Below are 16,470 nucleotides of genomic sequence, written 5' to 3'. Positions count from 1 at the left end.
AAAAAAGAGCTTACCTCTATCAGGCAAGCTCTTCTATATTTTGGCAAACACCACATCAATATACTTACTTACCCAACGGGAGTAACACTATAATGATGATGATGAAATTTATTGCTCATAATTTTATTTTTATAAAAACAAAAGTATACATTATTTGCAATAAACCAAACTTTATGTCATTATTTTTTCACTTTTAATCAGAATCTCCACCAGAATTGAATCTTTCCCTGTGGCGCTTCAATTCGTCTTCTTTGAATCGAATATCAACTGATCTATACTTTTCCAACTTCTCAGCCGAGAGTACTTTTGCAAACTTCTTATAATATTCGATTTGTAACTGAGAATCCCTTTGTTCCGATTCCAGATTCAATTGAACAATTCTTTTATAATCTGCATCCGTTTTGTCTTTTTTACGCTTCAGTTCGCGGGTCTCCCTTCGTGCCTCACGGTTAGCTTCATATTTTTTCATTGAAAACTCTGCTTCCAACGGCAAAAATGCTTTAGCTTCCGCATCTGTTAAGTTAAGTTCTTTTTTTAAATACTCTGCTTTCTTTTGGTTGAATGCTTGTATATCGAACCGTCCTCCACCTTGTCTCGGTCTATTCTGGGCTGCAACTGAAAACGTAAAACAGAACAGCAAGAACAAAACCAGAATACTTTTCAACTTCATATCGGTATTCATTATTAATAGTTATATAACATTTCCTTAAATTGAGATTTCCTTACCTCATCCTGCAAAAAAAGATAGTAATCCTCTTCGTCCTGAGCACTGGTATATGCAATAGTTTCTCCGGTCATATCCGTCTTTTGATTGGCATATTGTTTATCCGAAGGCATATTGTTTTTGTCAAAAACACCAACTGTGAACAAAACACCAACAATTGCTGCCGCAGCTGCTGTCCAAGGCAATACCTTCTTCCACAACGGAACAATCTTTACCTTTGGTTCTTCTTTAGAAGGCAGTTGATCCATTATCCTGTTATTAAAATTCTCGAAGTAATTTTCGGGAACTTTAAAAGGTTTTTTGCTTTTGTCAAAATTATCCAACATGATTGTTTAATCTTTAGATTCCTTATCTGTAGTATAGACTATTATTTAGATAAAAGGTTTAATTCTCTGTTGTTAAAAATTCCTCTATTTTTTTTACCGCATGATGATAAGACGCTTTTAGCGCACCCACAGAGGTTTCTAAAATTTCGGACATATCTTCATATTTCATTTCATCAAAATATTTCATATTGAAAACAATACGCTGCTTCTCCGGTAAAAGAAGAATTGCTTTCTGTAGTTTCAGTTGAGCTTCGTCTCCGTCAAAGTACTCATCACCTTCGAGCTTACCCAATAAGAACGTATCTGCATCATCTATCGAAACATTGTTCAGAGATCGCTGCTTATTGAGAAATGTAATAGCTTCATTAACAGCTATACGATAAAGCCAGGTAGACAGTTTGGAGTCTCCCCGGAAATTTTCGATACTTGTCCATACTTTTATAAATGTATTTTGCAAGACATCATCCGTATCATCATGGCTCAATACAATTTTTCGTATCTGCCAATACAAAGGCTCACTATACTCCTTCACCAGTTCGGCAAATGCCGCCTGCTGAGTTTTGGGCTCGTGAAGCCTCTCTATAAGTTGTTCTTCTGCCTCCCGTGACATTTACTATAAATCTTCCAAATATCAATTACTCTATTATTCTAAATCCGAATCATCACCAAAATCGGCTTCTTCATCGGCTTCACCCTGACCATGCTCGAACCATTCGATAAAATTATCAACTTGCGTCTTATTTTTATCCCACCATGTAAGCGATTCGGGGAAATAAGCAACACTCACATAGCGGCAATAAGTATCAAAATGTCCCGAACCTAAGATTTCTTCATAGGTAGGAACAAAGAAAAACCACAACAATCCACTTTGAGAGTCATTCTGCATTTGCGCTATAGTAAAGAATATAAGCTTCGAAGCCTCTACAAAATAAGAATATTCAGAAGCACTATCCGTGCCTTGCGGTTTCTTCAATTGTATATTCTTATACAGCCATTCCCGATCTATTCCATCTTCAGGAGTCAGCCTTACAGAACCGGGTTCTAGTTTGGCATTCAATATATCCAACATCTCACTGAAAGCATCTTTCGATCTTTCGGTATTGGGCTCCAACAATAAAAAGAAATGGAATGCATAAAAACTCTGCACCCACTGATCCAAGTCGTTCAAAGCATAAGCATACAACAAGAATGCACTCGAGTGCGTTGCATCTATTTCTATCGCTTTACGCAAGTGATGCGCAGCCATTTTATTGTCCTTGCTATTGAAGTAGCAGAGTCCTAAGTTGAAGTGAAGCAAATACTCATCTCCACATCTGACAACCGCATCGTTCAATGTTTTAATTGCATCGCTCATCTTATCCATATTAGCCAGCGCCGTACCCTTTACAATATAGGCATCCATAAGTAAAGGCTGAAAGTTGGCATTAATAACTTTTGAGCTTAAGCTTACCGCACGCTCATAATTATTAAGCTTCAAATAAGACAAAGACATTTCGTAAACAGCAGACATTGACGAAGGATTTACCTTCAATGCCTCTTCATAAGAAGATATGGCTTCTTTATAACGCCCCTTATCATGAAGGCTAACCCCTTCTCTAATGAGTTTTTCGGAGGAAGACTGGGCCTTTATAGATAATGTTGCGAATAATAGAATTAATATAAAGATGATATTCTTCATGCCATAAAATTGTTTAGAGCTACAAAAATAAGAAAATCCTGCTAAAATAAGCCTTTAACTAAAATTCTTAGACTTTTTTAAAAGACCGAGGTTTAATATACAGCTATTTCATATTATCTAAAAACAACGATTTTATCCACATCTTACATTTATATATAGATATTCAATTTTAGCTTACTTTATCTATGCGTAATATAATCTTTCTATATGAAAGACGTCACATAATAGAACATTTTTATTATTTTTGTTATTCTAGGTATTTGGACATAACTAAAAAAACAATGATCGATGAAAAGTAATACGTTTGACATAAAGATGATTCGTAAATTCTATGAATCTTACCCCAAAAAAGTTGATGAAGCAAAGAAGATTCTTAAGCGACCATTAACCCTTAGCGAGAAAATCCTATACGCTCACCTATCAACAGATGAGCCTTTAAAAAACTATGTCCGTGCCACCGATTATGTAAACTTTTCACCCGATAGGGTTGCTATGCAGGATGCTACAGCTCAAATGGCTTTATTACAACTAATGAATTCAGGGCGAACAAAAGTGGCTGTGCCTTCCACCGTACACTGCGACCACCTGATACAAGCTCATAAATCGGCAAAAGAAGACCTGAACACGGCCGAAGTAACAAACAAAGAAGTATATGACTTTCTGAGTGCCGTATCAAATAAATTCGGCATCGGCTTTTGGAAGCCGGGAGCCGGCATCATACACCAAGTAGTACTCGAGAACTATGCCTTCCCGGGAGGAATGATGATAGGAACGGACTCTCATACACCTAATGCCGGAGGATTGGGCATGATAGCCATAGGCGTGGGTGGCGCCGATGCAGTTGACGTTATGGCAGGAATGCCTTGGGAACTAAAAATGCCTAAACTGATCGGTGTAAAACTCACAGGAAAACTATCCGGGTGGACTTCGCCAAAAGATGTAATACTGAAATTGGCAGGAATACTTACCGTAAAAGGAGGCACCAATGCTATTATAGAATATTTCGGAGATGGAACAAGTTCGCTATCTGCTACGGGAAAAGCAACTATATGTAATATGGGAGCAGAAGTAGGTGCAACCACATCCATCTTCCCTTACGACAAAAAATCATCTGATTACCTAAAAGCAACAGAACGCACCGATGTGTCTGAACTTGCAGATAAAGTAATCGAGTATCTTCAACCGGATACAGAAACAGTAAACAATCCGAAAGAATACTTCGATCAGGTAATAGAAATAGACTTATCGACACTCGAACCATACGTAAATGGCCCTTTCACTCCCGACGCAGCTCATCCGATTTCGGAATTTGCCAAAGTAGTGAAAGAAAAAGGCTATCCTCAAAAAATGGAGGTGGGCTTGATAGGGTCGTGTACGAACTCATCGTATGAAGACTTATCACGAGCAGTATCGATCGTAAAAGACGCAAAACAAAAGCATGTAGAAGTTAAAGCACAATTCATTATCAACCCCGGATCGGAACAAGTACGTTATACAGCCGAAAGAGACGGCATACTTCCGGCCTTCGAAGAAGTGGGCGCTACCATAATGGCGAATGCCTGCGGCCCATGCATAGGACAATGGAAGCGTGAAAGTAAAGACCCTGAGCGTGCGAATTCTATCGTTACCTCTTTTAACAGGAACTTTGCAAAAAGAAACGATGGAAACCCAAATACACACGCATTTGTTACATCTCCTGAGATTGTTGCCGCATTGAGCATTGCCGGTGATCTTTGTTTCAACCCGATGACTGACACCTTAGTAAATAGTGAGGGGGAGAAAGTAAAATTGGAAGAGCCAAAAGGATATGAATTACCTCCGTTGGGATATGAATTGAAAGAATCCGGATTTTTAGCTCCTATTGCAGATGGATCGGATATCGAAATTAGCATAGCAAAAGATTCGCAACGGCTCCAAGAATTAGCGCCATTTGCTGCATGGAATGGTAAAGACATTATAGAACAACCGCTTCTTATTAAGGTAAAAGGAAAGTGTACAACAGACCATATTTCGATGGCAGGCCCGTGGCTTCGATTCAGAGGACATCTGGATAACATCTCCGACAATATGCTCATTGGGGCAGTAAACGCTTTCAATGATAAAACAAATGCAGTACTTGATCAGGAAACGAACGAATACATACCAGTTCCAAAACTAGCCCGTAAGTTTAAAGCCGAGGGGTTAGGGTCAGTTGTTGTTGCCGAAGAAAATTATGGAGAAGGATCTTCTCGTGAACATGCTGCGATGGAACCTCGTTTCTTGAATGTAAAAGCTATACTAGTCAAGTCTTTCGCTCGTATACACGAAACAAATCTAAAAAAGCAAGGGATGCTGGCGCTTACCTTTGTGGATAAGAATGACTATGAAAAAATAAAGGAAGACGACAAAATCAGCATAATCGGTCTCACTGAATTTAAACCCGGTAAAAACCTGACTGTTGAACTAACACACAAGAATGGGATAAAAGAATCTTTTGAGGTTGCCCATACGTATAATGAGGTGCAGATAGCTTGGTTTAAAGCCGGTAGTGCCCTGAACTATATGAAACAAAAATAATTTTTATTTATCTCATTATAAAGTTACACCTATAGTAAAAGGTGACATTACGAAAACATCATTAACCTGTTACTTTTGTCACCTTTTACATAGAAACACAATGTAGCAATGATCATAAACGTTGTACTATTTCACAACTTTGAAACCCTTGACGTATTTGGTCCTGTGGAAGTTTTTGGCAAAGCAGACGGATGGGAAATCAAATATTATTCTCTGGATGGCGGTTTGATTTCGAATCAAGACAATATACACATCGCGACAGAAAAACTTGATCAGTTTATCTCCGATCAGGTATTGTTTCTTCCCGGGGGAATAGGCGCAAGGGATGAAATAAACAACTCCGGCTTTATTGACACAATAAAACATCTGGCGGCCAAAAGCCAATTCGTTATCACTGTCTGCACAGGAAGTGCACTACTCGCAAAGACGGGGCTATTGGACGGAAGAAAAGCAACGTCAAACAAACGGTCTTTCGGTTGGGTAAAACAAAGCTCCGATCAAGTCACTTGGATAAAACAAGCCCGATGGGTAGTAGATGGCAAATACTATACATCTTCAGGTATTAGCGCAGGAATAGATATGGCTTTAGGCTTTATAGCAGACATAAAGGGACTAGAGAAAGCTAGAGAAATAGCAAAAAGAATAGAATACAACTGGCAGGAAGATAAAACCGTTGATAACTTCACTGATTAAAGATCAAAATATGGTAACAATAAAAAACATTGAAGAGAATGATTTCGAAGAATTAGTTGCTCTTTTTCTTGAATTTGCAACATTCCAGAACCAACCGGAAAAGATGAAAAATTCGGTAGAAAAGATGATATCCGAGAAAGACTTCCTTCATGGTTTTACAGCCAGAGATGAAGATGATAGGATTATAGGATATGCTACTTTTTTCTTTGCATATTACACATGGGTGGGTAAATCCTTATATATGGATGACCTTTACATAAAAGAACAATATAGAGGGAAGGGAATCGGCACGCTACTCATCAATACTGTTATCAAACATGCCGAGAAAGAGAAGTGCGACAGGTTAAGGTGGCAAGTTTCTGAATGGAACAAGCCTGCGATATCCTTTTACAAAAGTTTAGGAGCAAAAATAGACGAAACAGAAAAAAATTGCGACATAATATTCTAAATATATTTATATTATTCAAGAACCTATTTGAATAATTTTTTGTTCCTAATAAGTACCATTGACAAACAATTAAAACCAGATATTATGGATAGATTAAAAGATAGTGAAACAATAAAAAAAATATCAAAAACAGTAGAAACAACATGCAACATTGACAATGAACTTTTCAAAACTTTCAATGTAAAACGTGGACTTAGAAATGAAGACCATACAGGGGTTGTTGTTGGTCTCACAAAGGTAGGTGACGTTGTTGGGTACGAACGTGATGCTGAGGGAAATCTGACACCGATACCGGGAAGACTGATATACAGGGGAATTAGCCTTGAAGATATAGTAAAAGGAGCTCAAAAAGAAGACCGACTAGGATTTGAAGAAGTCGTTTATCTTATTCTATCGGGCAATCTGCCAAGCAAAGTAGAGCTAAAAGAGTTTTCGGGTGTAATAAGCAGAACTATGGATTTGAATCCTAAAATCGTAATGCATATATTAGACTTGGTAGGAAAAGACATCATGAACTATTTATCAAGGTGCGTGCTTGAGCTATACACATTCGATGAGAATCCGGACGATACGACTCCCGAAAATCTAATCAAGCAATCCATCAATCTGATTGCAACATTCCCTACCATAGTAGCCTATGCACATAATGCCATACGACATGGACAAGGTAAGTCGTTACATATAAGACACCCTCAGCCGGACGTTTCTCTTGCCGAGAATTTCCTTTACATGATGAAAGGACGCCACTATACTCCACTGGATGTAAAAATACTAGACCTTGCCATGATGGTACACGCCGATCACGGTGGAGGGAACAACTCTACATTTACGGTACGCGTAACCAGCTCGACAGGAACCGATACCTATTCTACTATTGCCGCAGGCATAGGCTCACTGAAAGGGCCTCTTCATGGAGGAGCAAACCTGAAGGTTATAGACATGATACAAACTATCAAGAGTGAGGTTAAAGACTGGACCAGCGTTGAAGAAATAGACAATTACCTTTGTAAGATATTGAATAAAGAAGCTTATGACCGCACTGGGCTTATTTACGGTATCGGGCACGCTATATATACCATATCAGATCCTCGCACTGTTCTCCTGAAAGAAATGGCTCGAGATTTGGCAATCGAAAAAGGTCGCGAAGCTGAGTATAATTTCTACACCTTATTAGAAGAACGGGCGATCTTCAACTTCATGGAAACGAAAGGAAAAAATGTAAACAAACAGGTATGTGCCAATGTGGACTTTTACTCCGGATTTGTATACGATATGATTGGTCTTCCGCAGGAAATTTATACTCCGTTGTTTGCTATGGCTCGTATTGTAGGATGGACAGCACACCGCATCGAAGAACTAAACTTTAAGCAAAAACGAATCATCCGTCCTGCATACAAAAATGCAGCTGACGTTCGTGAATACATACCTATAGATAAAAGATAATGAAGCAACTCGTATTAATTGCAGCAAGTGTATACGGTACTATATCTGTTATACTTGGAGCTTTTGGAGCACATGCCTTCAAGGCGATGCTAACTCCCGATAAGCTAGCGAGCTTCGACACAGGGGTGCGTTATCAGATGTATCATGCGATTGTATTGCTGGTAATAGGCCTGACTCTATCTTTCACATCCTCTCTCGAGAAGTGGGCTGCTATCTCCATCATTGTGGGTGTATTCTTATTTTCGTTTAGTATTTATTTTCTAGCCTTCTCCGAATATTGGAATGTGAACTTAAAATTTTTAGGTCCTATTACCCCTATCGGAGGTATGTTTATGATTGCAGGATGGGTGATGCTGGTTGTATTTTTCATTAAAAATAAAATTATTTAATTTTTTTTGATTTTTTCTGTAACCAAAAACATAGTTATGCCGTCATATCTATAAGTTAACAATTTTAAATTATTATAGAAATGAAATCTATTTTATACACAATCAGCATTAGTTTATTAATATTTGTTGCCCAGTCTTGTAATTTCAATTCGGTAAGAGGTAACGGAACAATAGTAGAAAACGAAGTTAGTATATCTGACTATAAAGCCATTGAATTTGGTGGGGGCGGTGAACTCATTTATGAACAAAAGCCGGACACAGCACCATATGTACGCGTAGAAACTGATGAAAATATTTATCCGTTGTTGATAATAAAAACAGATGGAGATGTACTGTCTTTCAAGAGCAAAGAAAACATCAACCCTACAACATACAAAATATATACTAATTCGAAAGACCTGACAAGCCTAAGCATCAGCGGTTCTATGAAAGCTCACTTAAAAGGCAAGTTAGAAACTTCAAAATTAGATATATCTGTATCAGGGAGTGGCAACATCATTATAGACAGCCTTATATGTCACTCATTGTCAACAAGAGTATCAGGATCGGGCGATGTAAATGCAAAAGGTAAAGTAACAAACATAGACTCCAGAATATCAGGTAGCGGTAAAGTAATAGCTACAGATCTAGTTGCCGACTCTGTTAAATGTTCGGTATCAGGTAGCGGAGACTTTTTTGTATATGCCAACAAATATCTGGACGTAAGCATTTCTGGCAGTGGTAGCGTTAAATACAAGGGCAACCCGCAAATAGATCAGTCAATATCCGGAAGCGGTAAGATTTCGAGACAAGAATAAGAAAACTAAAGCTATAAAAACAAAAAAGATTATCCCGACCGGGATAATCTTTTTGTATTATAATACAATAGCAATTGTATAAAACTAAACAACTATAATCCTATTTGAGTTTTTATAAAGTTATTCGCTTCATCTTCACTCTGGAAATATATAAGCCCTTTAAATTCAAACGGGAAGTTATCGAAAGGCAAAGAGAAACGCTTCTTTTCACACGTTACGGAAAAGTCCTCATAATTGGTCGTCGTAAAATTTACAACTTCGTCAGGAGAGTCAATCTTAAACACCTTTATAGACAACTTTTTGGGGTCAACTCTATATAATATATCCCCTACCTTCAAAACATCTCTAAGTCTCATAGCAATATCATTTTAAAAGATGGAACAATAGGTCATATTATAACAACCATCTATAACACATTGTTCACAAAATTATCTATTTGATATAAAAGAGATATGAGTATAGGGAATATATGATTAATATTAATAACATAGCAATTAGTACTAAATATGGATATATTAGTACCTCACACAAGCTCAAGGAGTACAATATCAACACAAACAGTAACATATTTCCACAAATGCACAGTTTCTTGTTTTTTGTGCACAATGCAAGTTTTTTTATAATTTTAATTTCGTTGTCTTATATTTTAATAGTACCTTTGGGGCGAACTAAATAATAACTTTTTATTCAAATATAATATGGATATTTCGCACATTGAACATCTAGGTATTGCTGTGAAAAGCATCGAAGAACAACTTCCTTATTATGAAGGAGTTTTAGGCTTAAAATGCTACAGCATAGAGGTTGTTGAAGATCAAAAAGTAAAGACCGCTTTTTTTAAAGTAGGCCAAACAAAAATCGAACTGCTTGAACCGACAAGTCCAGACAGCACAATTGCTAAATTTATTGAGAAAAAAGGAGAAGGAATTCACCACATTGCATGGTGTGTTCAAGACGGCGTAGCAAACGCTTTAGCTGAAGTAGAAGCTAAAGGAGTTCAACTAATAGACAAAGCCCCTCGCCGTGGTGCTGAAGGTCTTGACATCGCATTCCTTCACCCGAAATCAACAGGAAGCGTTCTTACAGAACTTTGTGAGACTCCAAAAAAATAAATAAGAAAATGACTTTACTCATTAAACCCACAATGAAGTAAAGTCATTTTTGCATTATCCTATAATTTAATTAGAATCTAAAATATTAAAACATGGGCCAACTTGAAAAAGTAAAAGAGCTGATAGAGCTCCGCGCAAAGGCACGCCTCGGTGGAGGAGAAAAGAGAATAGAAGCTCAACATGCAAAAGGCAAGTATACTGCACGCGAACGCTTAGCCATCTTATTGGATGAAGGCAGTTTCGAAGAATTTGACATGTTCGTTGAACACCGCAGTACAAACTTCGGAATGGACAAACAAAAATTCCTTGGAGACGGAGTCGTAACAGGCTGTGGCACGATCGAAGGTCGTCTTGTTTATGTCTTCGCTCAAGACTTTACTGTTATAGGAGGATCACTTTCCGAAACTATGGCATTAAAGATCTGTAAAGTAATGGATATGGCAATGAAAGTAGGTGCTCCGGTAATCGGCATCAACGACTCGGGAGGTGCACGTATACAAGAAGGGGTTAACGCTCTTGCCGGCTATTCAGAAATTTTCCAACGCAATATCTTAGCTTCAGGTGTAATACCTCAAATATCAGGAATCTTCGGTCCATGTGCCGGTGGAGCAGTATATTCACCAGCTTTGACAGACTTTGTCTTGATGACAGAAGGCACATCTTATATGTTCCTTACAGGACCTAAAGTTGTAAAAACTGTAACCGGAGAAGACGTAACACAAGAAGAACTTGGTGGAGCAAGCGTACACACTACTAAATCGGGTGTTGCTCATTTCTCTGTAGCGAACGAAGATGATGGATTATCTTTGATCCGTCACTTATATAGCTTCCTTCCTCAAAACAATATGGAAGAAGCTCCTCGTAAAGAATGTACAGACCCAGCTGCCAGAATGGAAGATTTACTAAATGAAATCATCCCTGACAATCCGAATAAACCATACGATATGTTTGAAGTAATCGGTGCGGTTGTCGACAATGGCGAATTCCTTGAGGTACATGGAAACTATGCTAAGAACATAATAATTGGTTTTGCCCGCATGAATGGTCAATCTGTTGGTATCGTGGCTAACCAACCTAAATACCTTGCCGGAGTACTAGATATCAACGCCTCACGCAAAGCAGCTCGTTTTGTACGCTTCTGCGATGCCTTCAATATTCCGTTGGTAACATTGGTAGACGTACCGGGATTCCTTCCTGGAACAGGTCAAGAATACGGCGGTGTAATTACTCATGGCGCAAAACTTCTTTATGCATACGGAGAAGCTACAGTACCTAAAGTAACAGTTACTCTACGTAAGTCTTACGGAGGTTCACACATCGTAATGAGCTGTAAACAACTTCGTGGCGACATCAACTATGCATGGCCTACTGCCGAAATCGCAGTTATGGGTGCTGATGGAGCAGCAGAAGTTCTTTACGCGAAAGAAATCAAAGAATCTGAGAATCCAGCTGAAGCACTTGCTGCAAAGAAAGCAGAATACAACAAATTATTCTGTAATCCTTTCAACGCTGCACGCTATGGATATATCGATGACGTAATAGAACCGAGAAATACTCGTTTCCGCGTTATCCGTGCTTTGGAACAACTGAGAACTAAAAAGCAAGTCAATCCTTCTAAGAAGCATGACAACCTGCCTCTATAATCTCTAAACGAATTAGTATTATGAGTAATAATAATATACCGTCAGAAGTATTAGCAGCTATAGCCTTAGCCATATATGATGTGCAAAACCAGCACGACATAGAAAGCAATGTGCTAACGATCAAACATGTGTCGAAAGATTATCTACCATGGGCTGACAAAAGTAAAGCTATGCTTCAAATGCCAGTAAGAAAATAAAATTTGATAAATTATTATGAAACAGTTCATATATAGAATAAACGGACAGGAATACATAGTAGCCGTAAACAAGATGGATAACGGTCTTGCTGAAGTTGCAGTAAACGGAAGCAACTATAAAGTAGAATTGGTAAACAACGAGGAAGAAATCACTCTTGTTACTCGTCCGGCTTCGAAAGCACCGGCAGCTACTGCCACAGCAGCACCTAAAGCTACAACTTCGGCACCAACCAAACCAGCAAGTGGTGGTGCAGGCAGTGTAAAATCTCCGCTTCCGGGCATCATCATTGACGTATTAGTTAATGAAGGTGACGAAGTGAAGAAAGGACAAACTGTAGTTATGCTTGAGGCTATGAAAATGGAGAATGCTATACAAGCTACTCAAGACGGAAAGGTTACCGGTATACATGTATCTAAAGGAGACTCTGTACTAGAAGGAGTTGCTCTGATTACAATCGGATAAAACAATAACTATCTATAAAGTAGCGCCGCATAAATTAATTTTTATGCGGCGCTCTCTTTTTATCTCACCTTACGCTATAGAATATTTTCCTATCTCCTATAACTCTATAGTATAATTAAACTAGATAACTATCTGTCAACAATTTACATAGCATCCACTTTGTTAAAAAACAAAAAAAAAGAAAATTTATATGCAACGTTTTTATATCCCTACCATCTATATACTAAATGAGCACTAGAACAATACTTAAAAAACAAAGCTACACTACATAATTAAAACTATATATTCTTTATTTTTAAAGGTATATTAAAAGAGAAAACAAACAACATTACTACGCTAATTAAGAGAAAGCTACATAAATTAATTTTTATGTAGCTTTTTTATATACAAATTCAAAATCATATCATTTACATTTGAATCCCCTCACCCACTTTGTTTCAAGATTAGACTTAAAATATTTATTTATTCCAAAAAAACTTTATACCTTTGCGCCGTTCTTTTGAGTTTTAAATACAATACGTGGGAAAGTTTAGCTTATATAATATCCCTTTGAGAAGTTTAACCGAAGGGAAACATGAATTCAAGTATGACTTGAATAATAAGTACTTTGCTCTTATTGATGACGGCACAGCCGATATAAAAAGGGGCAACTTAAAAGTAGTAGTATCTTTAAAAAAGACCAGTACTATTTTTGAGCTCAATTTTGATATTACCGGATTTGTTTTAGTTCCATGCGACAGATGTTTAGACGACATCAACATGAATGTGGAAACAAAAAATAAGCTTGTCGTTAAATTCGGTAAAGAATACTCTGAAGAAAGTGATGAGATTGTTATCATCCCTGAAGATGATGGAGAAATTAATATCGCATGGTTTTTGTATGAATTTATCGTACTCAGTTTACCGGCAAAACGAATACATCCTCCGGGCACATGCAATAAAACAATGTCTTCTAAGTTAAATAAGCATCGGGCTAAAAGTTCTTCCGATGAAGATTCGGACGAAGACGACTTGGATGATATCGAAATTGAGGACGACTCATCCCTTACAGATTCTCGTTGGGACGCATTGAAAGATGTCTCTATTGACGAGGATTAAATAAGAACAGGAATTTGATTTTTTAATTCAGATATATAGAAATAACTAAATAAAACAAAAAGATGGCACATCCGAAACGAAGACAGTCAAAGTCTAGAACAGCTAAAAGAAGAACTCATGACAAAGCAGTAGCTCCAACATTAGCTGTATGCTCTAATTGCGGCTCTTGGCATGTATTCCACACAGTTTGCCCTGAGTGCGGATACTACAGAGGTAAATTGGCAATAGAAAAAGGAGCGGCGGTTTAATATCTTAAACCAAGACTTTAAGCCCTAATATTAGGGCATTTTTTTTATAAATACTCACAAAACCAAAAAATACAATGATTCGAGCTGCAATTACCGGTATAGGAGCATATGTCCCTGAGGATATTCTCACCAACAGTGATATTGAAAAATTGGTGGATACTACAGACGAATGGATCATGACCCGTGTCGGAATCAAAGAACGTCGTGTACTCAAAGGCGAAGGCAAAGGAACTTCTGTTATGGGAGCCGAAGCTGTGAAAGAATTATTGAAGAAAACAAATACCAAACCAGAAGAGGTTGAGGTAATCATTTTTGCCACTACTACACCTGACTATGTATTTCCATCAACGGCTGCAATGACAGCTGAAGCTTGTGGAATAAAAAATGCTTTAGGGTTTGATATCCAAGCTGCATGTTCAGGCTTTATATATGCATTAGAGGTTGGCTCTAACTTTATCAAATCAGGCAAGTACAAAAAAGTAATTGTAGCTGCAGGAGATAAAATGACATCTATAGCCAACTATAAAGATCGTGCTACATGTCCTCTATTTGGAGATGCTGCAGGTGCTGTAATGCTGGAGCCTACCGAAGAAGAGTTTGGCATTATGGATAGTATTCTTCATCTCGATGGAATTGGAATAACTCATCTCCACCAATATGGAGGGGGTTCGGCTTATCCGGCTTCACACGAGACCGTAGATAAAGACATGCACTATGTTTATCAAGAAGGACAAGTAGTATTCAAACATGCCGTATCTAAAATGGCTGATGTTTCTGTAGAGATAATGGAACGTAACAATCTATCAAACGAATCGGTAGACTGGTTAGTTCCTCATCAGGCAAACATTCGCATTATCGAGGCTGTAGGAAATCGTATGGGACTTTCGCCAAACAAGGTTATGGTAAACATACAAAAGTATGGTAATACAAGTGCTGCCACAATTCCTGTCTGCATACACGAATGGGAATCTCAGCTTAAGAAAGGAGACAACCTCATCCTTACAGCATTTGGCGGAGGATTTACATGGGGAGCTTTATACTTAAAATGGGCATATTGATTATCGCCTGTCAATTAATAAAAACAAAAAAGGTGCCAAATGGCACCTTTTATTGTTTATGTAGAATACTAATTAATATTCACGTCTTCTAAAACCACCGTTTCCACCTCTGTTGTTATCGAAGTTTCTGCGTGGGCGGTCTCCACCTTCTGTACGAGGACGAGCTTCTGAAACAGAAATAGTTCTTCCGTCATATTCAGCACCATTTAATTCTTCAATAGCTTTTTGTCCGGCTGCATTGTCTTCAAGTTCAACAAATCCATAACCTTTAGAACGGCCTGTAGCCTTGTCCATAATAACTTTTGCTGAGGAAATTTCACCGTATTCGTTGAATAAATCTCTCAAATCATTGTCGTTGATGCTGTAGCTCAACCCTGCAATAAAAATGTTCATTGTAAAAAAATAAAATTTAAAATTTAATACTTTGCAGAAGAAGTAAATAAGAATAAAAAGCTAAAATAAACTAGACAAGAAAGGTTACCAAGAAGGGAAGTGACTTGCGAAGAAAAATTTAAACCATACTGTTAAGAACTCTAATGCTCCACAAATATAAAAATAAAAATCAGTTATTTAACTCTTTATCTATTATTTTTTTGTTATAAGTTAATATTTTAGGATTATATAACTGAGATATGGTTTAGAGACTAGGTATTAAGCCCTTTATAATTTTCAATAACTTTTATTACAGTCTCTTTATCTCTACTAATCTGATCCTTTAAAGTAGCAATATCTGAGAATTTTTCGTCAGGACGCACAAAATCAAGAAATTCTGCCGTGAGGGTTTTATTATACAGATCTCCGTCAAAATCGAAGAGATTAACCTCTATACTTATATTATCTCCATTATGCAGCGTAGGACGTTTGCCAATGTAAAGCATACCATCATATTTAACACCTTCGACATGTACATAGACTGCATATATACCAAATGCAGGAACTACCTTATAAGTCTCCCATATCTGTATATTGGCAGTTGGGAAACCTATCGTCCTGCCTACTTTAAATCCTTCCACAATCTTTCCTGAGATAGTGTAGTTATATGATAATAGCTTCCCCGCTTTACGGATATATCCTTCTGCCAGAAGCTTGCGTATACGTGACGAACTAACATGTTCGAGCCCCGGTAAAGCTTTAGCTTCTATGACTTGCATTTTTATTTCACTGCCATATCGTTCGTAATCAGAAAAGTCATCTTCTCTATTGTGTCCAAAACGATGATCGTAGCCTATGATGAGAGAATCAACATTCAGTTTTTCTTTCAGGATATCTTGCATAAATCTCTTCGCAGACATTTGTGATATCTCAACCGTAAAGTCGAGACAAATACAATAATCAATTCCGGTAGTAGCCAGACGCTCTATCTTTTCGTCATAGCCACAAAGTAAAGACGGCTGATAGTCTTTTTGCAACACCTTTCGCGGATGTACAGGAAAAGTTATGACGGCAGAGGGTAAACCTCGCTTGGCGGCTTCTTCTTTCACCTGATCAATAAGATACCGATGTCCGGTATGTACACCATCGAAAAAGCCAATAGTAGCCACTAATGACGGAAGTTCTATCTTGTTTGTCTTATCCACTAACTGCATATCCTAAGTAT

20 protein-coding genes are annotated in these 16,470 nt (G+C 37.7%); 13 read left to right on the top strand and 7 right to left on the bottom strand.

Annotated features, from left to right (window positions below; all coding sequences use genetic code 11):
• Positions 1 to 193: 193 nt before the first annotated feature.
• From BGO84_RS12040 to BGO84_RS12025, 4 genes are read right to left on the bottom strand one after another with little or no spacing between them, the layout of a single operon-like run.
• Positions 194 to 682, bottom strand: a complete 489-nt coding sequence (locus BGO84_RS12040) for a hypothetical protein (RefSeq protein WP_291029455.1) — start codon at positions 680 to 682, stop codon at positions 194 to 196.
• Positions 683 to 684: 2 nt separating this feature from the next.
• Complete coding sequence (locus BGO84_RS12035) at positions 685 to 1,050, bottom strand: hypothetical protein (RefSeq protein WP_291029453.1); 366 nt, start codon at positions 1,048 to 1,050, stop codon at positions 685 to 687.
• A 58-nt stretch (positions 1,051 to 1,108) separates the two neighbouring features.
• Entirely contained in the window at positions 1,109 to 1,660 is a 552-nt protein-coding gene (locus BGO84_RS12030; protein ID WP_135103811.1) for a sigma-70 family RNA polymerase sigma factor, read from the bottom strand.
• A 33-nt stretch (positions 1,661 to 1,693) separates the two neighbouring features.
• A complete protein-coding gene (locus BGO84_RS12025; protein ID WP_006842420.1) occupies positions 1,694 to 2,728 on the bottom strand; it encodes a tetratricopeptide repeat protein in 1,035 nt (344 codons plus the stop codon).
• 288 nt (positions 2,729 to 3,016) lie between these two features.
• Between BGO84_RS12025 and BGO84_RS12020 the strand changes: the two genes are divergently transcribed.
• The 6 genes from BGO84_RS12020 to BGO84_RS11995 all read left to right on the top strand — a co-directional run bounded on the left by BGO84_RS12020 (position 3,017) and on the right by BGO84_RS11995 (position 9,054).
• Complete coding sequence (locus tag BGO84_RS12020; RefSeq protein ID WP_291029451.1) at positions 3,017 to 5,284, top strand: aconitate hydratase; 2,268 nt, start codon at positions 3,017 to 3,019, stop codon at positions 5,282 to 5,284.
• Positions 5,285 to 5,392: 108 nt separating this feature from the next.
• Positions 5,393 to 5,977 carry a DJ-1/PfpI family protein gene (locus tag BGO84_RS12015; RefSeq protein ID WP_291029449.1) on the top strand — a complete coding sequence of 195 codons (585 nt, stop codon included), beginning with the start codon at positions 5,393 to 5,395 and terminating at the stop codon, positions 5,975 to 5,977.
• Positions 5,978 to 5,987: 10 nt separating this feature from the next.
• On the top strand, positions 5,988 to 6,425 hold the full coding sequence (locus BGO84_RS12010; RefSeq protein ID WP_291029447.1) for a GNAT family N-acetyltransferase: 438 nt from the start codon (positions 5,988 to 5,990) through the stop codon (positions 6,423 to 6,425).
• 84 nt (positions 6,426 to 6,509) lie between these two features.
• Complete coding sequence (locus BGO84_RS12005; RefSeq protein ID WP_291029445.1) at positions 6,510 to 7,868, top strand: citrate synthase; 1,359 nt, start codon at positions 6,510 to 6,512, stop codon at positions 7,866 to 7,868.
• Positions 7,868 to 8,257 (top strand): DUF423 domain-containing protein, encoded by a 390-nt coding sequence (locus BGO84_RS12000; RefSeq protein WP_291029443.1) that lies wholly within the window; start codon positions 7,868 to 7,870, stop codon positions 8,255 to 8,257. Before BGO84_RS12005 ends, BGO84_RS12000 begins: the two co-directional genes overlap by 1 nt.
• Before the next feature lie 80 nt (positions 8,258 to 8,337).
• Entirely contained in the window at positions 8,338 to 9,054 is a 717-nt protein-coding gene (locus BGO84_RS11995) for a head GIN domain-containing protein (protein WP_135103805.1), read from the top strand.
• Between the two features lie 92 nt (positions 9,055 to 9,146).
• Here BGO84_RS11995 and BGO84_RS11990 read toward each other — a convergent pair whose 3' ends face one another.
• Positions 9,147 to 9,410 (bottom strand): hypothetical protein, encoded by a 264-nt coding sequence (locus BGO84_RS11990; RefSeq protein WP_135103804.1) that lies wholly within the window; start codon positions 9,408 to 9,410, stop codon positions 9,147 to 9,149.
• A 342-nt stretch (positions 9,411 to 9,752) separates the two neighbouring features.
• Here BGO84_RS11990 and mce point away from each other — a divergent pair, with 342 nt between their 5' ends.
• From mce to BGO84_RS11955, 7 genes are all read left to right on the top strand, one after another.
• Entirely contained in the window at positions 9,753 to 10,166 is a 414-nt protein-coding gene (mce, locus tag BGO84_RS11985; protein WP_006842412.1) for a methylmalonyl-CoA epimerase, read from the top strand.
• Positions 10,167 to 10,258: 92 nt separating this feature from the next.
• Positions 10,259 to 11,809: an acyl-CoA carboxylase subunit beta gene (locus tag BGO84_RS11980; protein WP_135103803.1), complete on the top strand. Its 1,551-nt coding sequence runs from the start codon at positions 10,259 to 10,261 to the stop codon at positions 11,807 to 11,809.
• Positions 11,810 to 11,829: 20 nt separating this feature from the next.
• Positions 11,830 to 12,006: a hypothetical protein gene (locus BGO84_RS11975; RefSeq protein ID WP_167755417.1), complete on the top strand. Its 177-nt coding sequence runs from the start codon at positions 11,830 to 11,832 to the stop codon at positions 12,004 to 12,006.
• Positions 12,007 to 12,022: 16 nt separating this feature from the next.
• Entirely contained in the window at positions 12,023 to 12,469 is a 447-nt protein-coding gene (locus tag BGO84_RS11970) for a biotin/lipoyl-containing protein (RefSeq protein WP_252637693.1), read from the top strand.
• Between the two features lie 519 nt (positions 12,470 to 12,988).
• Positions 12,989 to 13,567: a DUF177 domain-containing protein gene (locus BGO84_RS11965; RefSeq protein WP_291029441.1), complete on the top strand. Its 579-nt coding sequence runs from the start codon at positions 12,989 to 12,991 to the stop codon at positions 13,565 to 13,567.
• 62 nt (positions 13,568 to 13,629) lie between these two features.
• A complete protein-coding gene (rpmF, locus tag BGO84_RS11960; RefSeq protein ID WP_006842407.1) occupies positions 13,630 to 13,815 on the top strand; it encodes a 50S ribosomal protein L32 in 186 nt (61 codons plus the stop codon).
• A gap of 74 nt (positions 13,816 to 13,889) precedes the next feature.
• Positions 13,890 to 14,873, top strand: coding sequence for a beta-ketoacyl-ACP synthase III (locus BGO84_RS11955; RefSeq protein WP_135103800.1), 984 nt, complete (start codon positions 13,890 to 13,892; stop codon positions 14,871 to 14,873).
• A gap of 72 nt (positions 14,874 to 14,945) precedes the next feature.
• Here the strand turns inward: BGO84_RS11955 and BGO84_RS11950 are convergent, their stop codons facing one another.
• Both BGO84_RS11950 and ribF read right to left on the bottom strand, forming a co-directional pair.
• The gene (locus BGO84_RS11950) at positions 14,946 to 15,266 is read right to left on the bottom strand and encodes an RNA-binding protein (RefSeq protein ID WP_006842405.1); all 321 of its coding nucleotides are present in this window, start codon (positions 15,264 to 15,266) and stop codon (positions 14,946 to 14,948) included.
• A 251-nt stretch (positions 15,267 to 15,517) separates the two neighbouring features.
• Positions 15,518 to 16,459 carry a riboflavin biosynthesis protein RibF gene (gene ribF, locus BGO84_RS11945; RefSeq protein WP_291029439.1) on the bottom strand — a complete coding sequence of 314 codons (942 nt, stop codon included), beginning with the start codon at positions 16,457 to 16,459 and terminating at the stop codon, positions 15,518 to 15,520.
• Positions 16,460 to 16,470 lie beyond the last annotated feature (11 nt).

The organism is Dysgonomonas sp. 37-18 (assembly GCF_001899125.1).
Classification (GTDB): Bacteria; Bacteroidota; Bacteroidia; order Bacteroidales; family Dysgonomonadaceae; genus Dysgonomonas.
Note: the sequence above shows the minus strand (reverse complement) of the source record. Positions and strands in the feature narration are given on the sequence as shown.

Bases quoted from the DNA above. Each gene is read 5' to 3' on its own strand.
- BGO84_RS11995 (WP_135103805.1), top strand. From the start codon at position 8,338: ATGAAATCTATTTTATACACAATCAGCATTAGTTTATTAATATTTGTT.
- BGO84_RS12025 (WP_006842420.1), bottom strand. From the start codon at position 2,728: ATGAAGAATATCATCTTTATATTAATTCTATTATTCGCAACATTATCT.
- BGO84_RS11950 (WP_006842405.1), bottom strand. From the start codon at position 15,266: ATGAACATTTTTATTGCAGGGTTGAGCTACAGCATCAACGACAATGAT.
- rpmF (WP_006842407.1), top strand. From the start codon at position 13,630: ATGGCACATCCGAAACGAAGACAGTCAAAGTCTAGAACAGCTAAAAGA.
- mce (WP_006842412.1), top strand. From the start codon at position 9,753: ATGGATATTTCGCACATTGAACATCTAGGTATTGCTGTGAAAAGCATC.
- BGO84_RS11955 (WP_135103800.1), top strand. From the start codon at position 13,890: ATGATTCGAGCTGCAATTACCGGTATAGGAGCATATGTCCCTGAGGAT.
- BGO84_RS11990 (WP_135103804.1), bottom strand. From the start codon at position 9,410: ATGAGACTTAGAGATGTTTTGAAGGTAGGGGATATATTATATAGAGTT.
- BGO84_RS12015 (WP_291029449.1), top strand. From the start codon at position 5,393: ATGATCATAAACGTTGTACTATTTCACAACTTTGAAACCCTTGACGTA.
- BGO84_RS12030 (WP_135103811.1), bottom strand. From the start codon at position 1,660: ATGTCACGGGAGGCAGAAGAACAACTTATAGAGAGGCTTCACGAGCCC.
- BGO84_RS12010 (WP_291029447.1), top strand. From the start codon at position 5,988: ATGGTAACAATAAAAAACATTGAAGAGAATGATTTCGAAGAATTAGTT.
- BGO84_RS12020 (WP_291029451.1), top strand. From the start codon at position 3,017: ATGAAAAGTAATACGTTTGACATAAAGATGATTCGTAAATTCTATGAA.
- BGO84_RS12040 (WP_291029455.1), bottom strand. From the start codon at position 682: ATGAATACCGATATGAAGTTGAAAAGTATTCTGGTTTTGTTCTTGCTG.
- BGO84_RS11970 (WP_252637693.1), top strand. From the start codon at position 12,023: ATGAAACAGTTCATATATAGAATAAACGGACAGGAATACATAGTAGCC.
- ribF (WP_291029439.1), bottom strand. From the start codon at position 16,459: ATGCAGTTAGTGGATAAGACAAACAAGATAGAACTTCCGTCATTAGTG.
- BGO84_RS12005 (WP_291029445.1), top strand. From the start codon at position 6,510: ATGGATAGATTAAAAGATAGTGAAACAATAAAAAAAATATCAAAAACA.
- BGO84_RS11975 (WP_167755417.1), top strand. From the start codon at position 11,830: ATGAGTAATAATAATATACCGTCAGAAGTATTAGCAGCTATAGCCTTA.
- BGO84_RS11980 (WP_135103803.1), top strand. From the start codon at position 10,259: ATGGGCCAACTTGAAAAAGTAAAAGAGCTGATAGAGCTCCGCGCAAAG.
- BGO84_RS12000 (WP_291029443.1), top strand. From the start codon at position 7,868: ATGAAGCAACTCGTATTAATTGCAGCAAGTGTATACGGTACTATATCT.
- BGO84_RS12035 (WP_291029453.1), bottom strand. From the start codon at position 1,050: ATGTTGGATAATTTTGACAAAAGCAAAAAACCTTTTAAAGTTCCCGAA.